Source organism: Pseudomonas sp. S2_A10 (assembly GCF_054668465.1).
Map to the genome: position 1 here is coordinate 4,252,441 of NZ_CP162773.1, position 16,064 is coordinate 4,268,504.

Annotated in this window: 16 protein-coding genes; 4 read left to right on the top strand and 12 right to left on the bottom strand. The window is 60.6% G+C overall.

Annotation, left to right across the window (positions count from 1 at the left end; translation table 11 throughout):
• Nucleotides 1-23: 23 nt before the first annotated feature.
• A complete protein-coding gene (locus AB4N41_RS19100; RefSeq protein ID WP_016774234.1) occupies nucleotides 24-734 on the bottom strand; it encodes an SDR family NAD(P)-dependent oxidoreductase in 711 nt (236 codons plus the stop codon).
• 265 nt (nucleotides 735-999) lie between these two features.
• Here AB4N41_RS19100 and ycaC point away from each other — a divergent pair, with 265 nt between their 5' ends.
• On the top strand, nucleotides 1,000-1,629 hold the full coding sequence (gene ycaC, locus AB4N41_RS19105; RefSeq protein WP_252877881.1) for an isochorismate family cysteine hydrolase YcaC: 630 nt from the start codon (nucleotides 1,000-1,002) through the stop codon (nucleotides 1,627-1,629).
• Nucleotides 1,630-1,818: 189 nt separating this feature from the next.
• Here the strand turns inward: ycaC and AB4N41_RS19110 are convergent, their stop codons facing one another.
• The 3 genes from AB4N41_RS19110 to AB4N41_RS19120 all read right to left on the bottom strand — a co-directional run bounded on the left by AB4N41_RS19110 (nucleotide 1,819) and on the right by AB4N41_RS19120 (nucleotide 4,069).
• Nucleotides 1,819-2,517 (bottom strand): tRNA (adenine(22)-N(1))-methyltransferase, encoded by a 699-nt coding sequence (locus AB4N41_RS19110; protein ID WP_290127541.1) that lies wholly within the window; start codon nucleotides 2,515-2,517, stop codon nucleotides 1,819-1,821.
• Between the two features lie 128 nt (nucleotides 2,518-2,645).
• Nucleotides 2,646-3,695 (bottom strand): NAD(P)-dependent alcohol dehydrogenase, encoded by a 1,050-nt coding sequence (locus tag AB4N41_RS19115; protein ID WP_056784726.1) that lies wholly within the window; start codon nucleotides 3,693-3,695, stop codon nucleotides 2,646-2,648.
• A 146-nt stretch (nucleotides 3,696-3,841) separates the two neighbouring features.
• Nucleotides 3,842-4,069, bottom strand: coding sequence for a hypothetical protein (locus AB4N41_RS19120; protein WP_056784730.1), 228 nt, complete (start codon nucleotides 4,067-4,069; stop codon nucleotides 3,842-3,844).
• 164 nt (nucleotides 4,070-4,233) lie between these two features.
• On the opposite strand from AB4N41_RS19120, the gene AB4N41_RS19125 reads away from it, so the two are divergent.
• On the top strand, nucleotides 4,234-4,443 hold the full coding sequence (locus tag AB4N41_RS19125; RefSeq protein ID WP_051600414.1) for a hypervirulence associated TUDOR domain-containing protein: 210 nt from the start codon (nucleotides 4,234-4,236) through the stop codon (nucleotides 4,441-4,443).
• Here the strand turns inward: AB4N41_RS19125 and AB4N41_RS19130 are convergent.
• The 5 genes from AB4N41_RS19130 to AB4N41_RS19150 all read right to left on the bottom strand — a co-directional run bounded on the left by AB4N41_RS19130 (nucleotide 4,440) and on the right by AB4N41_RS19150 (nucleotide 10,915).
• On the bottom strand, nucleotides 4,440-5,693 hold the full coding sequence (locus AB4N41_RS19130; RefSeq protein ID WP_252877883.1) for an NAD(P)/FAD-dependent oxidoreductase: 1,254 nt from the start codon (nucleotides 5,691-5,693) through the stop codon (nucleotides 4,440-4,442). The two genes, AB4N41_RS19125 and AB4N41_RS19130, sit on opposite strands and share 4 nt — an antisense overlap.
• Nucleotides 5,683-7,275: an aldehyde dehydrogenase (NADP(+)) gene (locus tag AB4N41_RS19135; protein ID WP_252877884.1), complete on the bottom strand. Its 1,593-nt coding sequence runs from the start codon at nucleotides 7,273-7,275 to the stop codon at nucleotides 5,683-5,685. Before AB4N41_RS19135 ends, AB4N41_RS19130 begins: the two co-directional genes overlap by 11 nt.
• Nucleotides 7,276-7,338: 63 nt before the next feature.
• On the bottom strand, nucleotides 7,339-8,286 hold the full coding sequence (locus tag AB4N41_RS19140; RefSeq protein WP_252877885.1) for a dihydrodipicolinate synthase family protein: 948 nt from the start codon (nucleotides 8,284-8,286) through the stop codon (nucleotides 7,339-7,341).
• 54 nt (nucleotides 8,287-8,340) lie between these two features.
• Nucleotides 8,341-9,267 (bottom strand): 4-hydroxyproline epimerase, encoded by a 927-nt coding sequence (locus AB4N41_RS19145; protein WP_252877886.1) that lies wholly within the window; start codon nucleotides 9,265-9,267, stop codon nucleotides 8,341-8,343.
• Nucleotides 9,268-9,289: 22 nt separating this feature from the next.
• Nucleotides 9,290-10,915 (bottom strand): APC family permease, encoded by a 1,626-nt coding sequence (locus tag AB4N41_RS19150; RefSeq protein WP_460137902.1) that lies wholly within the window; start codon nucleotides 10,913-10,915, stop codon nucleotides 9,290-9,292.
• Between the two features lie 221 nt (nucleotides 10,916-11,136).
• On the opposite strand from AB4N41_RS19150, the gene AB4N41_RS19155 reads away from it, so the two are divergent.
• The gene (locus tag AB4N41_RS19155; RefSeq protein WP_110599539.1) at nucleotides 11,137-11,907 is read left to right on the top strand and encodes an AraC family transcriptional regulator; all 771 of its coding nucleotides are present in this window, start codon (nucleotides 11,137-11,139) and stop codon (nucleotides 11,905-11,907) included.
• Here the strand turns inward: AB4N41_RS19155 and AB4N41_RS19160 are convergent.
• The gene (locus AB4N41_RS19160; RefSeq protein ID WP_252869224.1) at nucleotides 11,904-12,497 is read right to left on the bottom strand and encodes a LysE family translocator; all 594 of its coding nucleotides are present in this window, start codon (nucleotides 12,495-12,497) and stop codon (nucleotides 11,904-11,906) included. The two genes, AB4N41_RS19155 and AB4N41_RS19160, sit on opposite strands and share 4 nt — an antisense overlap.
• A gap of 54 nt (nucleotides 12,498-12,551) precedes the next feature.
• The gene (locus AB4N41_RS19165) at nucleotides 12,552-13,388 is read right to left on the bottom strand and encodes an AraC family transcriptional regulator (RefSeq protein WP_252877888.1); all 837 of its coding nucleotides are present in this window, start codon (nucleotides 13,386-13,388) and stop codon (nucleotides 12,552-12,554) included.
• A 1,034-nt stretch (nucleotides 13,389-14,422) separates the two neighbouring features.
• Between AB4N41_RS19165 and AB4N41_RS19170 the strand changes: the two genes are divergently transcribed.
• The gene (locus AB4N41_RS19170) at nucleotides 14,423-14,719 is read left to right on the top strand and encodes a hypothetical protein (protein WP_042609596.1); all 297 of its coding nucleotides are present in this window, start codon (nucleotides 14,423-14,425) and stop codon (nucleotides 14,717-14,719) included.
• Between the two features lie 79 nt (nucleotides 14,720-14,798).
• On the opposite strand, the gene AB4N41_RS19175 is transcribed toward AB4N41_RS19170, so the two are convergent.
• Nucleotides 14,799-16,037 carry a nucleoside permease gene (locus AB4N41_RS19175; RefSeq protein WP_236169558.1) on the bottom strand — a complete coding sequence of 413 codons (1,239 nt, stop codon included), beginning with the start codon at nucleotides 16,035-16,037 and terminating at the stop codon, nucleotides 14,799-14,801.
• Nucleotides 16,038-16,064: the final 27 nt, after the last annotated feature.

Below are 16,064 nucleotides of genomic sequence, written 5' to 3' on the forward strand. Positions count from 1 at the left end.
CCGGCGGCGTTGCAGGGTTTCGATCAATGGCCGGCGCTCTGGCCACCGTCGACATGCAGGATCTCGCCAGTGACGAAATTCGCCCCGTCGAGGTAGAGGATCGCTTGCACGATGTCGTCGATTTCACCCATGTGGCCGACCGGGTGCAGGCTGCCCAGCGCCTGATGGGTTTCCTCAGCGTGCATCGGCGTTTTGATGATGCCCGGCGACACGGCGTTGACCCGGATGCCGCGCTTGGCGTACTCGATCGCCAGGGATTTGGTCGCGGCGTTGATGCCACCCTTGGTCAGCGACGCCAAAACCGAAGGCACGCCGTCGATTGCATGATCGACCAGGCTGGTGGTGACGCTGACGACGTGGCCGCTGCCGTGTTTTTCCATCTCGGCGATGGCCAGTTGCGAGATGTAGAAGAAGCCGCTCATGTTGGTCGCCACGACCTGGGCATAGTCCGCCTGGCTGTAAGCGGTGAACGGCTTGGCCAGAAAGATCCCGGCATTGTTGACCAGCGTATCGACGCGACCGAAGCGGGCAACGGCGGCACGAATCACGCGCTCGGCGGTTTGCGGATCGGCAATGTCGCCGGCAACGGTCAGGACATCCGGGTCACTCGACTCTTTGATCGAGCGCGAGGTTGCGACCACTTGATGGCCAAGGGCGCGAAAGCCTTCGACCAGACCTGCACCAATGCCTTGCGAGGCGCCGGTGATGACAACTACTTTTTTCGATGTGCTCATGATGATTTCCTCTGTCGCTGGCCCGTCAGGATGGCGGGTGGCTGTTGGAGGAGACTTTAGGAAGTTGCGTGGAGTTGATAAATGGGGGCTGAGGAACATCATTTGTACTGTGGTGTATCTAATCAGAGCGGGCCTCGAATGATTGTCCGGTTTGAGTGGACGGTGAAACGCTTTTCAGCTGATTTATCCCTTTGCTGTGCGTCAGTAATCTGTACCCAACTTGAACGCAACAACAAAACTCAAAACTTGAAAAGGGACGCACACCATGACCACTCCAACCTACAACCGCCTGAACAAAGACGACGCTATCGTGCTGCTGGTTGACCACCAGACCGGTCTGATCTCGCTGGTGCAGGACTTCTCGCCGAACGAGTTCAAGAACAACGTGCTGGCGCTGGCGGATCTGGCCAAGTTCTTCGACCTGCCGACCATCCTCACCACCAGCTTCGAACAAGGCCCGAACGGCCCGCTGGTACCGGAGTTGAAAGAGATGTTCCCGGACGCGCCGTACATCGCTCGCCCAGGTCAGATCAACGCTTGGGACAACGAAGATTTCGTCAAGGCGATCAAGACCACCGGGCGCAAGCAGATCATCATTGCCGGTGTGGTGACGGATGTCTGTGTAGCGTTCCCGACCCTGTCGGCGCTGGCGGAAGGTTTTGATGTGTTCGTGGTGACTGATGCGTCCGGCACTTTCAACACCACCGTGCAGCAAGCCGCGTGGAGCCGCATGACTCAGGCTGGCGCGCAGATGATGAACTGGTTCTCTGTAGCCTGTGAGCTGCACCGCGATTGGCGCAACGACATTGAAGGTCTGGGTAACCTGCTGTCGCAGCGCATCCCCAACTACCGCAACCTGATGAACAGCTACTCGGCGCTGACGCAGCAGAAGTAAGTTCACCACCCACGAAAAAGCCTGCTTTTAACAGCAGGCTTTTTTTCCGACGGCTGCGGCCAACTTGGTTGCTCTGTAGCTTGACCCACCGCTTTCGCGAGCAGGCTCGCTCCCACAGTGGACCGTGTTCCCTCAGGAGAAATGCAATTTCCTGTGGGAGCGAGCCTGCTCGCGAAGACGGCGGCACAGTCACCCGAGCAATTCACTGATCCACTGCATCTCTTGCTTCAGCGCAAGAATTTTGTCCTCCGGCAGCGCTTGTTGCGCTCGCGTAAACTGCCCCAACGTCTTCTGCCGCTGCTTCAGCCTGCGTTGCCATTTGTGCAGAAATGCCGGGCAGCGCGCCTGCAGATGCAGCGGTCCGAAAAACAGTTCCCTGGCGTTGTAAGTCAGCGGTTCAATGGCTGGCTCGGCAACGATGATTTCATAGTCGAAACGGTTTTCGTGCAGCACTTCTTCGCAAACGATCCGGTAACTGTTATCCATCAACCACTGGCGCAGCGCTTGCTCGCCGCCGTTGGGCTGCAGGATCAATCGTTCGTGGCCGCTGAGATGGGCTTTACCACTGTCGAAAATATCGCGAATGGTTTCGCCACCCATGCCGCACAGGGTGATGGCGCTGATGGCGTCGTCAGGTTTGATTGCCGCCAGACCATCGGCCAGGCGCACGCTGATCTGGCCGAGCAGGTCGTTGTCATTGACAGTGCGTTGCGCCGCGTGGAACGGCGTCAACGCGACCTCGCCAGCGACCGCTGCTGTTATCAGGCCCCGGCGCAGCAAGGCCACCGGCAGGTAAGCATGATCGGAGCCGATATCGGCCAGTCTCGCGCCGAGCGGCACATGGGCGGCGACGCGCTCAAGACGCATGGACAATGTCTGTTGGTTCAACGCAAACCCCTGTTCACCCTGCGGTGGAAAAAGGGGTGCGACTCTGGCGAGCAACGCTGGCGCTGTCAATTACGTGATGGAATTACTCGAACCATCGGCAGCACGGCGCTGCCGATGGGCGCTTGCGCTTAGCCGGCGAGCGTTGCGTTGTCGATGACGAAGCGGTATTTCACATCGCCCTTGAGCATACGCTCGTAGGACTCGTTGATCTGATCGGCGCGGATCAACTCGATGTCGGAGACGATGCCGTGCTCGGCGCAGAAATCCAGCATTTCCTGGGTTTCAGGGATGCCGCCGATCATTGAACCGGCAATGGTGCGCCGCTTGGTGATCAGGTTGAACACGTTCGGCGACGGATGCGGCGAGGCAGGCGCACCGACCAGGGTCAACGCGCCGTCGCGCTTGAGCAGGACGAGGAAGGCGTCGAGATCGTGCGGGGCTGCGACGGTATTGAGGATGAAGTCGAAACTCTTGGTGTGTGCCGCCATTTCTTCAGCATTGCGTGACACCACCACTTCGTCCGCGCCCAGTGCCTTGGCCGCTTCACGCTTGGATTCGGAAGTGGTGAATGCGACCACGTGGGCGCCCATGGCGTGGGCCAGTTTGATGCCCATGTGGCCCAGGCCGCCGATGCCGACCACGCCGACTTTCTTGCCGGGGCCAGCGTGCCACTGGCGCAGCGGCGAGTAGGTGGTAATGCCGGCGCAGAGCAGCGGCGCGACGGCGGCCAGTTGCGCCTCGGGATGACGGATGCGCAACACATAGCGCTCGTGCACGACGATGTTTTGCGAATAGCCGCCGAGGGTCCAGCCCGGTGCGTCCGGGGTCGGGAAATTGTAGGTGCCGATCATGCCGTCGCAGTAATTTTCCAGGCCGGATTCGCAGTCATCGCAGTGCTGGCAGCTGTCGACGATGCAGCCGACACCGACCAGATCGCCGACCTTGTAGTCCTTGACGTGATCGCCGACCGCCGAGACGCGGCCGACGATTTCGTGGCCCGGGACGCAAGGGAATTGCGTGCCGGCCCATTCCGCGCGCACCTGGTGCAGGTCGGAATGGCAGATGCCGCAGAAGGCGATATCGATCTGCACGTCGTGCGCCGCCGGAGCACGGCGGTTGATCTGCATGGGCTCAAGGGGTTTGTCGCCAGCGTGGGCGCCGTAGGCTTGTACGAGCATGTGAGCATCCTCCATGGGGTTGTCGGACGCCCATTGTTGCGCCTGGGTCGGAGCGCGAAGTAGTGCATTTCTGTGAAATGCTTGCCTGATTCTGCCGTCCGCTGCAAAGACAAAAGGCAACCGTAGAGACGGCTGCCTTTCGAGGCTCAACGCGGATTGGGCTGATCGTCCATCTCGGCGTTATCGGTTTCCTGACGTACGCGCTCCGGATCCAGCCCGGTACTGTCATCGTCCAGCGGGATTTCGCCTTCGTTGTCGGGCAGTTCGTCGATGCCGCGTTCCTTCATCGGATCGACCTCGGTACGCCCCGGACTCAGCGGGTCGGGCGTGGTTGGGAGCGGATCGTCACCTTGCTTGCCTTGATCGTTATTCATCTCACACCTCGTCATGGCCGTTTTCTACGGCTTGTGCAGATTGGAGGTGCGGGTGATTTTCGCCGTTCGATTTTTTTGCCTGCCTTCGGTCGCCTCGCAAAAAAGCGGAATTTCTCCGACGCGCGCCGCTCCATAAACCTACAGCCAGAGGCGAGGACGCAATGATGAGCAGCTCATTCAAAGTCGGCGATGCGGTGCGCTGGAATTCCGAGGCCGGCGAGATCCACGGCAAAGTGGTCAAGGTGCACACCCGCGACACCGAGTTCATGGGCCGCCACCGGCCAGCCTCGAAAGACGCGCCGCAATACGAGGTCAAGAGCGACAAGACCGGCCACCTGGCCATGCATCACGGCGACGCGCTGAAGCACGCTTAGAAACGTGCCAGTTGGTAGGCGTCGGCATTCGGCAACTCGCCGGCCGCGCCTGAGACCATCTGCCCGATCATCTCCGCCGTCACCGCCGCCTGCGTCAGGCCCAGATGCTGATGACCGAAGGCAAGCAAGACCTTGCCGGCGCAAACCTGATCAATCACTGGCAGCGAATCCGGCAGCGACGGGCGAAAGCCCATCCACGGTGTGGCGCCATCAGCGTTCAGGTCCTTGCGAAACAGGCCTTGGCTCAGGCGCTGCAACTGCCAGGCGCGCGCCATGTTCGCCGGCCGCTCCAGTCCGGCGAATTCGACCGTGCCGGCCAGGCGCAGCCCATCGCGCATCGGCGTCATGATGAATTTGCGTTCCAGCGAGGTGACGGGGAAGGGCAGGCGATCATGCTCGTTGGGCAGCATCAGGTGATAGCCACGTTCGGTGTCCAACGGTACTTGCTTGCCAGTCAGCGCGGCGGTGAGTTTCGCCGAATGCGCACCGCAGGCCAGTAACACGCGGCTGGCCGTTACGCCGCCATTGCCGGTCATCAACAAGACACCGTTTTCCTGCACGTAGCCGCCCTGAACCTGCTGTTTGAGAAAACTCACGCCGCTGCTGCGAGCCGACTCGACCAGCGCACACACCACGCGATAAGGGTCAAGGAAATGCCCGGTTCGCGGGAAAAACAGTCCGCCCCGAATCTGTTCGCTGAGCTGCGGCGCCGTTTCGCGGATCGCCCCCGCTTGCCAATAGTCCACCGGCACCTGCTGCTGATGCAGTCGCGCCTGCAAGGCTTCGATGGCCTGCCGGGATTCAGGTTTTTCGAAGACCAGTAACGAGCCGTCAACCTTGAGCAGATCGGTGCGCTGGATATCGCTGAGCAAGCGCTGCCACGCGTCGAGGCTGCTTTCATTGAGCGCGCGCAAGCCGGCGACGGTTTTCTGAAAAGGCTCGGGCCGCAGATTCAGCAACAAGCGGGTGAACCACGGCAGGGCGCGCGGCAGGTACTTCCAGTCCAGGCGTAGCGGTCCCATCGGGTCCATCAACATGGCCGGCAAGCGCTTGAGGATCGACACGTCAGCGATAGGAAAGACTTGCTCGGTGGCCAGATGCCCGGCGTTGCCGAACGAAGCGCCATGGCCCGGTTCCTGCTGATCGATGACCACCACCCGCAGGCCCTGGCGCGCCAGACGCAGTGCGCAAGCGACGCCGATGATCCCCGCGCCGACCACGGCGATGTCGTGCGAAGGGTTATTCGCCATGGTGTGTCGCTTCCCGTTGGCCATCGAGCAAGCGCCGAAGGTTGAGCGGATTGGTCTGTTGCAGCGCCGTCGGCAGCAGGCTGTCGGGGAAATCCTGATAGCACACCGGCCGCAGGAAACGCAGGATCGCCGCAGTGCCCACCGAGGTGCTGCGCGCGTCCGAGGTTGCCGGGTAAGGCCCGCCATGCACCATTGCATCGCAGACTTCCACGCCGGTCGGCCAGCCATTGACCAGCAAGCGCCCGGCCTTGCGCTCCAGGGTAGGCAACAACGCGCGCGCCAGTGCAAGGTCGGCGTCGTCCATGTGCAAGGTCGCGGTCAGTTGACCTTCCAGATGTTCGCAGACCTGACGAATTTCCTCGTCACTGCTGCATTGCACGATCAGCGCTGTCGCGCCGAAGACCTCGGCTTGCAAGCTTTGATCGGCAAGAAAATCCGCTGCATCGGTGCTGAAGACATGCGTCTGACACTGATTCGGGCCGCCGCCGACTTGGCCAACCGCTACCGCGCGCGCACGGGGATTGTCTTGCAAAGCCGTCGCGCCTGCTTGATAGGCGCCGAAGATGCCGGGCGTGAGCATGGTTTGCGCCGCGCTGCGCGGGATCAGTTCCGCTATCGCGCCGAGAAACCCGTCGAGCGCCGGGCCTTTGCGGGCAATCAGCAATCCCGGGTTGGTGCAGAACTGCCCGGCGCCCAGTGTCAGCGACGCGACAAATCCTTCGGCCAACGCCTGCGCCCGATTTTCCAGCGCGGCAGGAAACAGCACTACCGGGTTGATCGAGCTCATTTCCGCATACACCGGAATCGGCTCCGGCCGCACTTGCGCGGCTTTCATCAAGGCCAGTCCACCAGCCCGCGAGCCGGTGAAGCCAGCGGCTTTGATGCGCCAATCACTGACCAATGCGATGCCGACTTCGTACCCCGAATCGAACAACAAGGAAAACACGCCTTCGGGCAGAGCGCAGGCCCTGACCGCTTGCGCCACTGCGCGGCCGACCAGTTCGCTGGTGCCGGGATGCGCGCTGTGCGCCTTGACGATCACCGGGCAACCAACCGCCAATGCCGCAGCGGTGTCGCCACCGGCCACGGAAAATGCCAGGGGAAAGTTGCTCGCACCAAACACCGCGACCGGCCCCAAGGCAATCTGTCGTTGCCGCAGGTCGGCGCGCGGCAGCGGTTGGCGTTGTGGTTGCGCACTGTCGACGCGCACGTCCAGCCACTCACCCGCGCGCACCGTACGGGCGAACAGGCGCAATTGCGAGCAGGTGCGGCCGCGTTCGCCCTGAAGGCGTGTAGGCGGCAGACCGGTTTCGGCCTGGGCGCGTTCGATCAGTTCATCGCCAAGGTTTTCGATGTGCTCGGCAATGCTTTCGAGAAATGCCGCACGGCTGCTCAGGCTGGTTTCGCAATACGCGTCTTGCGCCGCCCAGGCCAGGGCGCAGGCTTGTTCCACCTGTTCGGCTGATGCCCCGGCATACTGCGGTTCAAGTGCCTGGTTGGTCGCCGGATCAATCGCGCGAAAGGCTGGACGATTACCGGTCACGGCTTGCTGGCCGATCAGCATGTTGCCCGTCAGAGTCATGGTGTCTTCCTGTGAAATGAGCGAGGCCTGCCGCGAATCGTGATGACTCGCGGCAGGTGGTGGTCAGGCGAAGTTCTGTTCGGCAGACCAGTTCTCGTACCAGTGACGGAACAGCGAATATTGCTTCTCGGCATAGCGCCGTTGCGAGTCGCTCAGCGCATCGGTTTCGTTGAAGTGCAGGGTGTATTCCTTGTCGCCGTTGAGCACCATCAAGTGCTTGTAATACAGCACCAGATCACAGCCTTCGTCGAACGATGACAGCACTGCCAATGCCGATTCCAGCTCCCGCGCCTGACGCCGGGCCTTGGCATCGCCTTGCGCGGCCTGCTTGCTCAGCGCGACCAGTTGCAGCACTTCGCGGGGCAGGGCGTTGCCGATACCGGTGATGGCGCCGGTAGCGTTGCAGTTGACGAAACCGTGCACCACTTGCGTGTCGACGCCGACCATCAGCGTCACGTCGTCATCCTTGGAGGTGATGTTCTCGGCCGCGTAGCGCAGGTCCGCGCCGCCGCCGAATTCCTTGAAGCCGATCAGGTTCGGGTATTCACGGCGCAGTTCGAAAAACAGATCGGCGCGGGTGGCGAAGCCGTAGTAAGGGCTGTTGTAGATCACCGCCGGCAAGTTCGGCGCGGCTTGCAGGATGGCGGCGAAGTGGGCCTTTTGCGCGGTGGCTGAAGCGCCACGGGACAGCACGCGCGGAATGACCATCAAGCCTTGCGCGCCGACTTTCGCCGCATGCGCTGCGTGGGAAACCGCTTCACGGGTATTCACTGCACCAGTGCCGACGATGGTCGGCACCCCGGCAGCGACCAGGCGCGCCACGCCTTCCTGGCGCTCGGCTTCAGTCAGCAGCGGCCAGTCGCCCATCGAGCCGCAGTAGACCACGGCGCTCATGCCGACATCGATCAGCTCGCGTCCCTTGGCCACCAGCGCATCGAAATCAGGTTTGCGCTGGGCGGTGCACGGGGTCATCAGGGCCGGCATGCAACCGGTGAAGATGTTGTCGCTCATGATTCAACTCCTTGGCATTTCGTTTGATTCGTAGTGAAAAAACGGCGTGGCGGCTCAGATGCCCCACGCGAACGGGTCGCTGTCGTCGATCAGCAAGGTGCTGTCGGCGGTCATGTAGGCGCGGCCGGTGATGAACGGGCGAATGCGTTCACCTTCCCATTCGAAGCGGCCTTCGAACTGGCTGCCGGTAATGCTCGCCTGGATCCATGGCGCGCCCGCTTGCAACTTGTCGTCGGCGGCCAGGCAGGCAAGTTTGGCGCTGGTGCCGGTGCCGCACGGTGAGCGGTCGTAGGCTTTGCCGGGACACATGACGAAGTTGCGGCTGTCGGCCTGATCGTCATCGGCGAACAGTTCGATGTGGTCGATGACCGCACCGTCTTCGCCAAAAATGCCTTGGTCTTCCAGCGCCTTGAGCATCGCCCACGTGTACGCGATCAGGTGTTCGACGTTGTCCATGGTCAACGTCTGGCCGTGCTCGGAGACCAGGTAAAACCAGTTGCCGCCATAGGCGATATCGCCGACCACGCGGCCAAAACCGGGTACGTCCACCGACACCTGTTTGCGATAACGGTAAGCGGGCACGTTGCACAGGGTGACCGAGCCATCGTCGTGCAGCGTCGCGCTGACTTGCCCCACCGGTGTGTCGATCTTGTGCACGCCCGGCTGGATTTTCCCCAGGTGCTGCAACGAATTGATCAGGCCAATGGTGCCGTGGCCGCACATGCCCAGGTATCCGGCGTTGTTGAAGAAGATCACCCCGCAGGTGGCATCAGGCGACACCGGCGGGCAATACAGCGCGCCGACCAGCACATCGTTGCCGCGCGGTTCGAGCAGACAGGCGCGGCGCCACTGATCGTGCTGGCTGCGCAGGGCGTCGCGTTTCTCGACCATGCTGTTGCCGGACAACTCGGGGAAACCGCTCATCACCAGCCGTGTCGGTTCGCCGCCGGTGTGGGAATCAATGACGTGTACTCGTTTCATGAAGAGATCCCGTTGGATGATTTCAGTAGGCGCCGGCAGGGCGGGCGTTGACGGTGGGCGAGGGCGCAGGGCTGTCGCTTTCTTCGTCCTCGTCGTCCAGGCGCAGCAGATGGGCAGGCACGCCGGTCGCTGCGCCCCAGTAGTAAATACCGGTGGCGCAAGCGGCGACGACAAGGGTGTCGAACGGATGAGCGAGGATGCCGAGGCCACCGAAGGTGCCGAGTTTCGACAGCACGATAGTCACCGCGTAGAACGCGATCAGCCACGCCGATGAGCGCACCTGACGCGCCAGACTCAGGTGTGCGGTCGGCACAAAGCGGCCACAGAACAGATAGATGACAAACATCAGGATTTGCAGGCCGAGCAGCCACGACACAGTGTTCCAGCCCGACCAGTAAACGATCAGCGCGGCGATGATGAACGACACCGGCCCGAGCAGGCCCATGCTCCTGACCCGGAACGGGCGCGGCATGTCCGGCGCATTGCGCCGCAACGCCGCAACCGACACCGGCGCCACCGCATAGCTCAACACCAGCGCGGCGGAGACCACGTTGATCAGCGCTTCCCACGATGGAAACGGCAAGGTCCAGAACACCGACAGGGCGAAAGTCAGCCACAGCGCCGGCCGCGGGATGCCGGACTTTTCATCGATGTTGGTGAAGACCTTGAAGAAGGTGCCGGTCTGCGCCCAGCCGTAGATCACTCGCGGCGTGGCGTTCATGTAGATGTTGCCGCAGCCGCTCGGCGAAATGACCGCATCGGCGACCACCAGATACGCCAGCCAGCCCACACCGAGCGCCAGGGCGATGTCGCGATAGGGCAGGGCGAATTCCTTGCTGATACCGGCCCAGCCGTTGGCGAGCATTTCCGTCGGGATGCTGCCGAGAAAAGCCATTTGCAGCAGCACGTAAATCAAGGTCGACAGCAGTACCGAAAGAATCAGCGCGATGGGAATGGTGCGCTGTGGATTCTTCACTTCGCTGGCGACGGAAATGATCGGCGTCAGGCCCAGATAGGCAAAGATGATCCCGCCGGCGGAGACCGCCATCTCCACGCCGGACAGGCCGAATGGAGCGAATCCCTGAACCTGGAAGTTCTCCGGTTTGAAGAAGGTGAACAGCACGCCGATCACCAGCAGCGGCACGATGAATTTGAACACGCTGACCAGATTGTTGGCCTTGGCGAAGGTCTTTACGCTGCGGTAGTTGAGCAGGAAAAACACGCAGAGCAGGCCGAACTGCACCAGCCAGCCGAGGATCGTCGGATCGCCACTGCCAGCCTTGGTCAATCCGGGAAACCATGCCGCCGCGTATTGGCGCGAGGCGACCACTTCGATCGCCACCAGACTGGAAAACGCAATCAGCGTAATGAAACCCATCAGGTAGCCGAGCAGCGGACCGTGGGAATAAACCGGGTAGCGCACCACGCCGCCGGCACGGGGCAATGCGGCGCCCAGTTCGCAGTAGACGATACCCAGCAGCAACACGGCGAAACCGCCCAGCAGCCAGGAGAAAATCCCCGCCGGCCCGGCAATCGCCGAGACATGGCTGGCGGCGAACAACCAGCCTGAGCCGAAGATCGCGCCGAGTCCGATAAAGGTGAGGTCGATCAATGAAAGCTGTTTTTTGAACTTGCCTTGGCCTGACATGGCATCGCCTTCTTGTGAGTTATTGGATAGGCAGTTGTGTCACGGGGACGAGCAGACTTTGCACCGCCCGGCAGTGGCGGCGATTGATGTTTTATGCAGGGATCGATGACGAATTCAGCACAATGGCGCCGATGAATGCGCGGCCTCGACAGGGCCGCGACGTTGCTGCAATCTGCTGGCGAGTGACATTTGCGGTGGTTCAACTCGAGGGGAAGTCTTTGATGCAGTCAGCGTTTTCGATCCTGTGCCAGGGCACTGACGGCTTGCGTGCGCAGACCCTCGAAGAGATGGTCGCGGGTGCCGCGCAGCTGTTGCCGATACTCGATGTGATCCCCAACGCGGCGATCTTCATCAAGGATCTGCAAGCGCGTTATGTGCTGGCCAACCGTACGCTGGTGCAGCGTTGTGGCTTGAAGGACCTGCGCCCGTTGCTCGGCAAAACCAGTGCGCAGGTGTTCCCGGCGCAGTTGGGGCCGGGTTATACCGAGCAGGATCGCAAGGTGCTGGAGGAAGGTTTCGTGTTGGAGGATCAGCTCGAACTGCATCTGTATGGCAGTCGCGAACCGGGCTGGTGCCTGACCCACAAGAGGCCGATCTACAACCGTGACGGGACGATCATCGGTCTGGTGGGGATCTCGGTGGATCTGCAGTCAGCCAGCGAAACCCATCCGGCTTTCGAGCGCCTGGCGGCTGTCGATGAATACATTCGCGGCAACTTCAATCGGCGGGTGACGCTGGGTGAACTGACGCGGATCGCCGGGATTTCCGTGGCGCAACTGGAGCGCTATTGCAAACGCGTTTTCCACCTGACACCACGGCAGATGATTCAGAAAGTCCGCCTGGAACATGCGCATCGATTGCTGCACAGCGACTTGCCGATTACCGAGGTGGCGCTGCAATGCGGCTACACCGATCACAGCGCTTTCACCCGTCAGTTCAAAGCCTCGACCGGGTTTACACCACGCGAATACCGGCAAGCCACCGGGCATTAGACCAACACGGCCAGCCAGGCCGAGAGCAGCAGAAGAAGGGCCAGTGCCGCGTTCATGCGCTTGAACGCTTGCGGTGAGCTGAGCAACCGCGCGCTGCCAACGCCGAGAAGTGCCCAGAGCGTCATGCACGGCAACGACACCAGCAGAAACGCCAGCGACAACACCAACAGGCGCAGCGTCTTGTCGCCGCCGCCGACGAATACGCTGACCACCGCCACAGCCATCATCCATACCTTGGGGTTGACCAGTTGCAGCAGCGCCGCGCCGAATACGCTCAAGCTTTGTTCATGCGATTTCGGGTCCAGGGATGGCGGCGGGCTGCGAAAGATCTGCCACGCCAGCCAGCTCAACCAGAGCACGCCAGCCCAAGCCATGGCTTGCTGCACGCGCGGAAAGCGCAGCAGGGTTTCACCAGCACCGAGCCCGACCACCAGCACGATCAACGCGGCCGCCGCACACGCGCCAAAAATGATCGGCAGCGTGGCAATCAATCCGCGCCGCGAGCTGTGGCTCAACACCAGAATATTGGTCGGCCCCGGCGTGATCGAGGCAACGAAAGCAAACAGTAGAAAGGGCAGTAAAGAAGCCATGGTGCAAACTCCTGAAAGTCGAAACAGGACACCATGATCGTCAGACGGAGGGCGTCAGTCTGGAAGATTTGAGCAGCGTTTGCGGTAGTCCGCCGGGGTCAGTTGATAGGCGCGTCGGAACCAGCGACCGAGATGACTCTGATCGGCAAAACCGAGCACGCTGGCCACCTGCGCTGGCGTCTCGCCGCGCGCGAGCAATTGCCGCGCCTTGGCCAGGCGCAACTGGATCAGGTAAGCGTGGGGTGCCAGACCGAAAGCGGCCGTGAACGCGCGGGTCAGGCGAAAGCGATCAACGCCACAGGCTTGCGCAAGGTCGTCGAGGCCGATGTCTTCATAGGTGTGGGCATGCAGATAGTCCCGCGCGACCTGAGCAACCAGTGGCAGGCGCGGATCGAAGTCCTGACGCTTGCGCCAGTCGAGGTGGCGGGTGAGGGACGCCAGCAGGCCATCCAGCGCAGTCTGCCGGACGATGCGCAGATCGCCGTCATGCAAAGCATGGAAGGCTTGCACGATCGCCGTCGACAGGCGCGGATCGTGGCTCAGGGTGTCGGCAAATCCTGGCTGACTGTCGGCGGGCGCCTCTTCGAACAGCGCGTGCAGTTCGCGCTCCAGCCAGTGCGGATCGAGGTACAGCATCGAGTAGGTGAAGCCATCCTCGGTCGGTGCATGGCCATCGTGGATCTCTCCTGGTTCAAGCAGGAACACATGCCCCGGGGTACTGCGATGACGTATACGACGGCAATTGAACTGCTGCACGCCCTGCTCGGTAACGCCCACGAGGAAACTGTCATGCCAGTGCGGATCGTAGGCATGCCCACGGAAATGCGCACGAATCGACTCGATCCCGGTATCGACATCCTGGGAGAGAGAGATCCAGTTGCGTTTGTCCATGGGAGGATTCCATAGGGCGGTTGAGCAGGGGCGTTTCTAAAATACCGCGTGGGGGAGAAGAGTGTTTAGAAGATTTGTGCAGGGGCGCAGGGGGATCGAGTCAGGCAATGTGCCTTGGATGGGAGGGGGACCAGAAAACACAGACGAAAAAAAACCGCCTTCGCGGGGCGGTTTTTCAATCCTCGGTTTGGAGCCGAGGCCATGTGCTTCACTAGCCACACCAACATGTCCGCGCATGGTATTAAGTTTCTCCCGTCAGTGCAACGTAGGTTTAGCGTGATGTGGGAGGTTTTTTCGGAGCGGCCAGCGCATGCAACTGAATTCAGATCTGTCAATAAACATTGTCAGAAATACGATTTTACAAAGGTTCAGGCGTAGCCGCAGGATAACCTTGGTTACTCGGGTTTTCTCTTCTGATTTCTGCGTTAAGATGCCTGCGCTCATCTTGTTGGTAGAGCAGTGAGGTTTGGCTGGGGGGCGCAAAAGGTTTCACGCCCTCTGACGCGGATTCGCACCCGCGCCGGAATGTTGTCTCGGAGGGATTTCAACCGGCCGCCTCACTAGCCACACCAGCATGTAGGCTGAAGGCACGCATGGTCCGGTAAGTTTGCTGGAGGTTTGGCCGCCAGCCCTGGAGGCCAAAACGTATGAAGCTTTTGCTGCGTACGCTGAGCCTTGTATGGAGATTGTTGAAAGCCTTGCGCTTTTACGAGTTCCTGCGAGATCACTTTGACGACTTGAAATAAGGGTCGTCTGAGTGGGAAAGACCCGCTTCGGTTTCGATCGATTCGGGTCTTTTTTTTGCTTGCCTAAAGCTGTCATAAATACGATTTGTCAGTTTTTTGCTTTAGACGTTGTAGGGCGTTTCGTTTGGACGCGTAAGCACCAGCTTAACGGTTAGGTAAGCAGCTGCTTTTACTCAACTCATCATTGATTGCGTCAATAACAACCATTAAGTCAATGAAGTTCTCATATCCACGGTGCAGCGTAAGATCGGCTCCATACCCAACCACTGCACCTCGGAGCACACCATCATGAAACGCCAGACTATCCTCGGTATCGCTTTCTCGGTTTTTGCACTGAACGCCTTCGCCGCCACCGAAACCGACCCACTTTTCAGCGACGCGGTGGCCGCTACTCAAACGGACCGCTTGTTCAGCGACGCAGTAGCCGCCACCGAAACCGACCCGCTATTCAGCGACGCAGTTGCCGCCACCGAAACCGATCCACTGTTCAGCGATGCAGTAGCCTCTGACGGTTCCGATCATCTGCAAGGCAATCGGGTCGCCGAAGGTGGCGCTGACCGTCTGCTCGAACGTCGCACCGCTTGAGCGCAACCATGAGCATCGATAACGAATGCCGCCTCAACCACAGGCGGCATTCGTTCTGTTCATGCATCAGAACTCTGCTCTAAACCGCACTCGGCAACACAGCCTTGTCCCGATCGCGGCCCTTGAACGTCGCCCAGAAACACAGCAGCACCGCCACGGAAAAACCGGCTGGAAATAGCCAGATACTTCTCCAGTCATGGCCCGCACTCGAAGTGAAGTGGTCAGTAATCCGTCCCGCAATCCAGAAGCCAATCAACATGCCCAACCCGTACGTGGCCAAGGTGATCAGACCTTGCGCCGAACTGCGGAAGCGTTCCGGTGCTTTTGCATCGGTGTAGATCTGCCCGGACACGAAGAAGAAGTCATAGCACACGCCGTGCAGGGCAATGCCGATCAGCAGCATGAATGCCTGATCGTCGTTATTGCCGAAGGCAAACAGCACGTAACGCAACGCCCAGGCAGCCATGCCGACCAGCAGGGCGATCTTGATGCCGAAACGATGGATGAACAGCGGCAACAGCAACATGAACAGCACTTCCGACACCTGACCGATGGCCATCTTCGCTGTCGGGTTGGTCACGCCGATCTCCGCGAGAAACGGGTTGGCGTTCTGGTAATAGAAGGCCAGCGGAATGCAGATCAGGATCGAGGCGAGAAAGAACACCAGATAGCTGCGATCCTTGAGCAAACCCCACGCATCGACGCCGAGCATCTGCTTCAGGCTTGATGAGCCGGCTGCGGTTTTCAGCGGCGCGGTGTTCGGCAGACTGAAGCTGTAAAGCCCCAACAGCAGTGATGCGACGGCGGACATCAGGAACGTATTGCGCAAGCCTCCCGCCGCGATGCTTTGCTGCGAGTCCCAGGCGAACACGAAGCTGATCACCACACCGGCGACAATCCAGCCCACTGTGCCCCATACGCGAATGCGCGAGAACTCCAGCGCCGGGTCTTTGATCTGGCGGAACGCCACGGCGTTCACCAGCGCCAATGTCGGCATGTAGACCATCATGTAGGCGAGCACATAGGGATAAAACGCGCTGAAGTCTGCGGCGCGATAGAGCTGATAGAGCAGCACCGCGCCCAGCAGATGCAGCACCGCCAGAATGCGTTCGGCATTGAAAAACCGGTCGGCAATCAAGCCAATGACAAACGGCGCCAGAATCGCACCCCATGATTGCGTGGCGAAGGCCATGCCGACCTGGCCGCCGCTGGCAGCGAGCGTGGTGGCCAGAAAAGTGCCGAGGGTGACGAACCAGCCGCCCCAGATAAAGAACTGCAAAAACATCATCACGCTCAGTCGCGCATTCATTACGTTCATTTCAGATCACCGTATTGTTTTTATGTC